Annotated in this window: 7 protein-coding genes and 1 rRNA gene; 6 read left to right on the forward strand and 2 right to left on the reverse strand. The window is 27.0% G+C overall.

From position 1 onward, the window contains the following. Positions 1 to 4 precede the first annotated feature (4 nt). Positions 5 to 502, forward strand: coding sequence for a hypothetical protein (locus IC175_RS15815; RefSeq protein WP_227434724.1), 498 nt, complete (start codon positions 5 to 7; stop codon positions 500 to 502). 323 nt (positions 503 to 825) lie between these two features. Here the strand turns inward: IC175_RS15815 and IC175_RS15820 are convergent, their stop codons facing one another. Next, complete coding sequence (locus tag IC175_RS15820) at positions 826 to 1554, reverse strand: HAD family hydrolase (RefSeq protein ID WP_227434725.1); 729 nt, start codon at positions 1552 to 1554, stop codon at positions 826 to 828. A gap of 125 nt (positions 1555 to 1679) precedes the next feature. Here IC175_RS15820 and IC175_RS15825 point away from each other — a divergent pair, with 125 nt between their 5' ends. Both IC175_RS15825 and IC175_RS19720 read left to right on the forward strand, forming a co-directional pair. Further along, the gene (locus tag IC175_RS15825; protein WP_227851716.1) at positions 1680 to 2768 is read left to right on the forward strand and encodes a hypothetical protein; all 1089 of its coding nucleotides are present in this window, start codon (positions 1680 to 1682) and stop codon (positions 2766 to 2768) included. 478 nt (positions 2769 to 3246) lie between these two features. Further along, complete coding sequence (locus IC175_RS19720) at positions 3247 to 3342, forward strand: DUF6485 family protein (RefSeq protein ID WP_227483497.1); 96 nt, start codon at positions 3247 to 3249, stop codon at positions 3340 to 3342. 328 nt (positions 3343 to 3670) lie between these two features. Here IC175_RS19720 and IC175_RS15835 read toward each other — a convergent pair whose 3' ends face one another. Next, positions 3671 to 4522, reverse strand: a complete 852-nt coding sequence (locus IC175_RS15835) for a hypothetical protein (protein ID WP_227851717.1) — start codon at positions 4520 to 4522, stop codon at positions 3671 to 3673. 202 nt (positions 4523 to 4724) lie between these two features. On the opposite strand from IC175_RS15835, the gene IC175_RS15840 reads away from it, so the two are divergent. The 3 genes from IC175_RS15840 to IC175_RS15850 all read left to right on the forward strand — a co-directional run. Further along, a complete protein-coding gene (locus IC175_RS15840; protein WP_227434729.1) occupies positions 4725 to 5090 on the forward strand; it encodes an ArsR/SmtB family transcription factor in 366 nt (121 codons plus the stop codon). Positions 5091 to 5112: 22 nt separating this feature from the next. Then, positions 5113 to 7503, forward strand: coding sequence for a heavy metal translocating P-type ATPase (locus tag IC175_RS15845; protein ID WP_227824796.1), 2391 nt, complete (start codon positions 5113 to 5115; stop codon positions 7501 to 7503). A gap of 538 nt (positions 7504 to 8041) precedes the next feature. After that, positions 8042 to 8103 (forward strand): 16S ribosomal RNA (locus tag IC175_RS15850); the annotation flags it as partial.

Below are 8103 nucleotides of genomic sequence, written 5' to 3' on the forward strand. Positions count from 1 at the left end.
AAATATGAGTATAAAAGTTGCTTATGGAGGAGTTTTATTAGCATTAAATGTGATACTGTTAACTCTTACAAATATTATTCCTGTAAATACATTGTTTATTATGGGGTTAGCATCGCTTTTAGTATCAATTGTAATAATGGAATGGGGATTTAAAAGTGGAATTGCTTTTTATATAGGTTCTGTAGCATTAGGATTTATAGTAATGGCAAGTAAATCTCAATGGATTGTATATTCTCTTACTTTTGGGATATATGGTATTGTTAAATATTTTATAGAAAAAGATAGGTCAATATATATTGAGTATCTTATGAAAGTAGTATTTGCAAATATAATGATAGTTATATTGTACTTTATATTAAGGACAATAGTTTATATTCCAATAAATATTATTATAGTAGCTTCATTTGAGGTAGCCTTTATAATATATGATTATGTATATAGTTCTTTTATAGATTATTACAATAATAGACTAAGAAAGATGTTATTTAAAAATAACAACTGACTTAATGTTTTACTTTAGAATGGTTTTAATTTTTATATGAATAATACATTTGCAAAGGTACATTGAAATATAAAAATAAAATTAACATATGTATGAGTTTATTTAATAAAAAAGGCTTTGATTTTTATATCAGAGTCTTTTTATGTTGTTATACAAACTTTTAATGTTTTAGCAATAACAATTTTTATATTTGAAATAGATACTTACCATCTATGAACTAAAATATATAATATGAATAAAAATAAAGGATATCACTTCAATGATGACATCCTTTATTATAATAAGACTTTTGTTGTATAAGTCTTTAAAAGAGCTAATATAAATTAAATATCTACCATATTCACATCTGTAGATAAAGAATAGATAATGTCTTTTCTTTCTACTATTATTTCAACATTTTTAGAAATTTCCTTATTAAGTGATATTTGAGCCAAAAGTTCTTTTGTAGGATTTATTGCGATTGGATTTCCAACTCTTTTTAGCATATTTATATCGCCATTAGTATCTCCATAAGCGTACGAATTTGATAGGTCTAAATCATATTTTACAACAAAATCATTTATAGCGTTATTTTTACTTATAGAATCCCACATTGGTATGACTGTTCCTGTAAATATATCATCTTCAAATACATAATCACTTCCTAAGAAGTCAGTTACATTGTATTTTTTAGCCATTTTTTCAACCAAAAACCCAGGGCTGCCAGAAATAAAGATAACTATGTGACCTTGATTTAAATGCCAATCTATTCTTGAACGTGTGTATTTATAAACTCTATCTGCTTTTAATTTAATTACTTGGTCACTTGTAAAATTAATGCAAGTTTTGTCTAAGCCTTTTAAGGAGTCAACATAAAGATTACATATTTCTAGTAAGTAATCATCATAGTTGCCTTGTCTTTTATCCCAATCCATAAATGTATCTCTGGCGTGTTTATACCAATTTTTTTGGTCAATTATATCATATTTAATTAATTTCTTAAAATGTTCAACCATAAGAGAGTCCCTATAAAGAGTACCATCTATATCAAAAAAAGCTGCTATATTTTTCATAAAAACCACCTCAATTAATCATTTCCTTATATTATATTATAAATTATACCTAAGTTGTTAAAATATATGTATAATAATTTATATATTAAAAAACAAAGATTTTAAATTTTAAAGGACGTGATTGTATGAATTTTAATTTTGCAAAGGTTACAAATTCTAGACTTATGGGGAGCTTGGGTCTTATAATAAATTGGATAGACAATAAAAACAATCACTTTTGTCAATATTTTTTATTGGATGCAGAAGGATTAGGTCTGGCGGATTATGTGAGTTTAAAAAATCCAACACAAGAAGAAGCTTATAGGGAAGAAGAAAGATTAATGGGTGGATTTGGCTCAGATAGAATTGGATTAACAGAGGAGGAATCTCTGTTTTTAGTATCTTATTTTGGAAATAAGAATATTTGTTATAACAAGATATTGCCAGGAGATAAATGTGAATACATTGACATTATAAAAAATTATAAAACAGATTTAACTATAGAAAAATTATATAATAAAATATGTAAAAGAGTTGATGAGGAAGTTGAATTCATAAACTATATGACTATGAGGTTTATAGCATGGGATAGAGAAAGCTTAAGATACTTTTCAGGAAGTGAAGAGATTGCAAAGATGCATATTACAAATATCAATGGTACATTACTTAAAAATACAGTAAGTAATAAAGGACAAGGTAGGTATATTAGTGAGGCTTTATATGAAGATAATGATGGGTATTATACATGTAAAATAGCCTTTTGTATAAGTAAATGTAATGATACTGGTTTTAAAATCAATTCTATGCTAGTAACAGATAAAGAGCCTATGTACGATTTTGAAGTTTTTGATGAAATTTCTAAGAGTGAATTTGTAAGTGTATATAGCGTAAGTTCACCTGAGGAATTTGCAAAAGTATTTTATGAAGAAAATCCGTTCTTATTAAAAAGTAATATGAATGAAGGTATATTTTTTACTAGATTTAATTTTAATAATGACCATGTTAAAGAAAATGTATATATAATAAATAATGATATGAAAGCTATATATTACTTAATGGGAAACAAGTTTTTTATAGGGACTTATAGTGATAATGATTGTAATTGTATTAATGAAATAAGTCAGTCTAATTATAGCAAATATATTAAATTTGAAGAGAAATTTTTCTTTGAGCAAAATGCTTTATACGATTTTGCAGAGTCAGATTCAATAGACTTTGATGATTTTTTGGAATAGTATATGATTTTTGACATTATTTAAGCGAGATTAACTGAATTTAATCTCGCTTAAATTTATTTCTATAATATTGGGGGAATATTATGAGGAATACATTTATTATTGTGGTCAATTATTAAAATTTTATACAATTTATATAAAAATATTTTATTTCTTTTTTTTATAATATTTGCCAATATTGGTTTTTAGCATACCGTATCTAAACATATTACTAGATATATAGGGAGTAAGATATATTTTATGATTGTTATATGATGAAGCAATGAAGTTTTATAATGAAAATAAAATAATCTTAAAGAGTTATGAATGATAGTTATAATAAAATTACTAGCTTTTATTTATTTGTAAATATATTAGAATCATACCAGTTCCAGAAAAGTAAAATACACATATTTTATTCAAAATAATGCCTACTATAAACAAGATAATGACTTGTTAGAGTCATTATAACATAGAGTTAGTAAACTTAAGTTGAGAACTGCCAAATAAATCCAAAAACTATGAGAAAGAGTGTAGACCATGTATCCTTGACAATCTAAAAGAGAAGAAAATGCCAGCATGTTTTTTGGTATAGTTAATGAAGATATAAATGATGTAATTGATTACTCCATTCAAGGATTTGTGGGTTACTTCCATAAACATCAAACAAATAGTGATATGCAGGGATATTTTTTAAGTATTAAGTTAAATGTAAATAAAAAATCAGATAAAATTTTATTTTATCTGATTTTTTATTTACATTTATTTTATTAGATTATGTTAATATTTTTTGACTAAATAAAAGGATATTCAATCAAAATTTTATACCTATAATAATATTGGGGGAATATTATGAGGAATACATTTACTATTATGTTCAATTATTAAGGTCTTATACAATTTATTTAAAAAATAAAAATATTTTACATTTCTTCCTCATCAAACTCCTCAATATTAGTTTGTGGCATGCCTTGTATAGACATATTACTAGAACCATAAGGAGTCGGATACATGTTAGAAGGCATATTACTAGGCATAACTACAGGCATACCATTCATTGTATTATGACATATAACACCTGGTATCATCATAAGTACATTAGGAGGCATATTTTGATTACATGATAAGTTAGGAATACCCATGTTATTCATATTATATCCCATATTATTCATGTTGCCAGACATGTTATTCATATTATACCCCATATTATTCATGTTGCCAGACATATTGTTAGGCATACCCATATTGTTATTCATGTTACCAGACATGTTATTAGGCATACCCATATTATTATTCATATTACCAGACATGTTATTAGGCATACCCATATTATTATTCATGTTACTAGACATGCTGTTAGGCATACCCATATTATTATTCATGTTACCAGACATGTTGTTAGGCATACCCATATTGTTATTCATGTTACCAGACATATTAGTGGGTACACCCATATTATTAGATGTATTATAGTTCATGTTGTTAGGCATATTGTTTGGAGTAGATGTGTTGTAGTTCATATTTCCAGATGTATTATTTGTGTTAGGCAAGTTGTTTGGAGAATTACTACTTTTAGGATAATTATTTACGCTATTAGGATAAATGTTACTTATATTCTGATTATTAGGTATTTTTGTATAACCACTAGGGATTTGTGGGTCATTTCTCAACTCATCTTGAGGAATTTCTTCATTAATAATATAATCTGCATAATTAGCAGGGTCTAAGTAAGGCATGTAGCTAGTATCTAAGTTCTTTTTTTTCTTATTACTCATATTAAACTTGCACCTCCTAGAAAAACTATAAAAAAGTTTACAAAAACTTATTCTAATAATATATATATTAAAAAACTCCATAATATGTGCATTCTAATTATTATTAAATAAATAAAAAAATATTGTTGCGAAATTAGATATAATAGCATATAATGAACATATGAACAGTTATTCATATATTAAAATAATGGAGGATTATATAATGAGAGAAGAGATAAATGATTGTAGTTGTAATATAATACATGAGGAAATAGTAACAGAAGCTAAGTCAACTATGCCAGATGAAGAAATGTTATATGATTTAGCAGAATTATTTAAAGTATTTGGAGATACTACTAGAGTAAAGATATTATATGCATTATTTGCAAATGAAATGTGTGTATGTGATATAGCAAGTTTATTAAATATGACTCACTCTGCAATATCTCACCAACTTAGAGTATTAAAACAGGCTAGGTTAGTAAAATTTAGAAGAGAAGGAAAGACGGTATATTACTCATTAGATGATAGCCATATAAGTCAAATATTTGACTGTGGATTAAATCATATTAGAGAGACTTATAAATGATAAATGAGAGGAGTGAATATATATGGAAGCAAATAATATAATTAAAAAGGAATTTGTATTAGGAGGATTGAATTGTGCGCATTGTGCAGAAGAGATTAACAACAAAGTTTCTAAGCTACAAGAGGTTAAGTCTTCTAATCTAAATTTTATAAATAAAAAACTTACAGTAAATATAGAAAATAGTTTTGATGAAGAAAATACTATAGAAAAGATAATAGAGATAATAGATTCAACAGAACCAGGACTTAATATACAAATAAGCTCTAAAGACAATACAATAGCCAACAAAACATCAGCTAAAAAGGAGCTTATATTAGGAGGGTTAAATTGTGCACATTGTGCAGAAGAGATTAACAACAAAGTTTCTAAACTAAAAGAGGTTGAATCTTCTAATTTGAATTTTGTAAATAAAAAACTTACAGTAAACATAATAAGTACTTTTGAAGAAGATGCTGTTATAAATAAAATAAAAGAAATAATAGACTCAACAGAACCAGGACTTGATATACAAGTAGAGTCTTCTGACAAAACAAAATCTAGAACGGTTGAAAAGTCAGAAACTGTGAGCGATACAAATAAAAAAGAATTAATTCCACTTATAATAGGAGCTCTTGTATATATTTTTGGTATATATCAAACAGCAACAGGATTTGAAAGTCAATTTAGCAATATAGTATTTATAGTTGCTTATGTGATAGTAGGTGGAGATGTACTTTTAAGAGCAATAAGAAATATATCAAAAGGAAGAGTATTTGATGAAAACTTCTTAATGGCTCTAGCAACAGTAGGGGCATTATTAATAGGAGAACTATCAGAAGCAGTAGGAGTTATGCTTTTCTATAAGGTAGGAGAGTATTTACAAGGTGTTGCGGTTGGAAAGTCTAGAAAGTCTATAACTTCACTTATGCAAATAAGACCAGATTATGCAAACCTAAAAGTTAACTCTGAAGTGAAAGTAGTATCTCCAGAAGAAGTAAATATAGGTGATATAATAGTAGTAAAACCTGGTGAAAAAGTGCCATTGGATGGTGTAGTAGTAGATGGAGTATCTATGTTAGACACTTCTGCACTTACAGGTGAGTCTGTATTAAGGGAAGTTGAAAAAGGAGACGAAATTTTATCAGGTGTTATAAATAAGAATGCTTTACTTACTATTGAGGTTACAAAGAGCTTTGGAGAGTCAACAGTTTCAAAAATACTTGACCTTGTTGAAAATTCTAGCATTAAAAAATCAAAAACAGAAAATTTTATATCTAAATTTTCAAGATACTATACTCCAGTAGTAGTTATAGCTGCTTTATTGATAGCATTTGTACCACCACTTGTTATTTCAGGTGAAGTATTTAGTGATTGGCTATACAGAGGGTTGATATTCTTAGTTGTTTCTTGTCCTTGTGCATTAGTTTTATCAATACCACTTAGTTTCTTTAGTGGGATTGGATTTGCATCTAAAAATGGAATACTTATAAAGGGAAGTAATTACTTAGAGGCTTTAAGAAGTGTAGATACAGTAGTGTTTGACAAAACAGGAACTCTTACTAAAGGTGTGTTTAATGTAACTAAGTTAAATCCTGTGGGAATATCAGAAGAAGAATTATTGCAATATGCAGCTCTTGCAGAAGTAAATTCAAATCATCCAATAGCAAAGTCTATATTAAGCTACTATAGTAAAAAAATTGATTTAAATACAATAGATAGTTATGAGGAAATAGCAGCCTATGGAATCAGAGTAAAATACAATGGTCAACTTATATTGGCAGGTAATGAAAAACTTATGAAAAAGGAAAATATACTCTATTCACCAGCTAAAGAAGTAGGAACAGTAGTGTATATTGCTGTTGATAAAATGTATAGAGGTTATATAGTTATATCTGATGAGATAAAAGAAGATAGTAAAAATGCCATAAGAAGTTTAAAATCAATAGGAGTAAAAAAAGTTGTAATGTTAACTGGAGATAATGAAAAAGTAGCAAAAAACATTGCTAAAGAGTTGGAGTTAGATACAGTTTACTCTAATTTACTTCCTAATGAAAAGGTAGATAGACTAGAAGAGTTGTATGAAGGTAGAACAGAAAAAGAAAAAATAGCTTTTGTTGGTGATGGAATAAATGATGCACCAGTTTTAGCCAGAGCGGATGTTGGTATAGCAATGGGAGGTTTAGGTTCAGATGCAGCTATTGAAGCAGCAGATGTGGTACTTATGACAGATGAACCAAGTAAAATATCTAAAGCCATTGAAATAGCAAATAAGACTAATAAGATAGTATGGCAAAATATAATATTTGCTCTAGGTGTAAAAGTTATAGTTATGGCATTAGGAGCTGGAGGAATAGCTACTATGTGGGAGGCTATATTTGCTGATGTAGGGGTAGCACTTATTGCAGTACTAAATGCTATGAGAGCTATGAGATAATATGTAAGTTAAAAATGAATAGATTATAATATTAAAAGATAGATAATAAAAGAAGAAGTATTGATAAGTTTATTCTAACTGTATTAATACTTCTTCTTTTATTATTATATTTATTTACATTTATTTCTATATTCTTATTTATTGTCTGTATTTTCTACTGTATTTTTTCAATCTATATAGGGATAATTCTATTATAACTGTTGAATTTGTATATAGAAATATTTAAAATATTAATAGTTAAGATAAGCAAATGTGATTTTTTATAAAAAATTATAAATATATTAAAATTGATTGAGACTATGGTATTACTACATTATGATGGAATATATGACAATGGAAATTAAAAAAACTTAAAAAAAAAATTTAAAAAGTGTTGACGAATTATTTTTAAGGTGATATAGTATTACTTGTCCTTAAGAAAAGGGCAAACATGAAAAATGAACTTTGAAAATTAAACAGTAGGTTAATTTATAAAAACAAGAAACAAACCATAAAGCCAGATATTTAGATAACAATAGTATCTGAGCCTGATAAACTTTTATTTGAGAGTTTGATCCTGGCTCAGGATGAACGCTGGCGGCGTGCCTAACACATGCAAGT

It is taken from the genome of Clostridioides sp. ES-S-0123-01, assembly GCF_020658415.1.
In the GTDB taxonomy this organism is placed as follows: Bacteria; Bacillota; Clostridia; order Peptostreptococcales; family Peptostreptococcaceae; genus Clostridioides.

Coding starts and splice junctions, on each gene's coding strand:
- IC175_RS15815 (WP_227434724.1), top strand. CDS start 5: ATGAGTATAAAAGTTGCTTATGGAGGAGTTTTATTAGCATTAAATGTG.
- IC175_RS15840 (WP_227434729.1), top strand. CDS start 4,725: ATGAGAGAAGAGATAAATGATTGTAGTTGTAATATAATACATGAGGAA.
- IC175_RS15845 (WP_227824796.1), top strand. CDS start 5,113: ATGGAAGCAAATAATATAATTAAAAAGGAATTTGTATTAGGAGGATTG.
- IC175_RS15820 (WP_227434725.1), bottom strand. CDS start 1,554: ATGAAAAATATAGCAGCTTTTTTTGATATAGATGGTACTCTTTATAGG.
- IC175_RS15835 (WP_227851717.1), bottom strand. CDS start 4,522: ATGAGTAATAAGAAAAAAAAGAACTTAGATACTAGCTACATGCCTTAC.
- IC175_RS15825 (WP_227851716.1), top strand. CDS start 1,680: ATGAATTTTAATTTTGCAAAGGTTACAAATTCTAGACTTATGGGGAGC.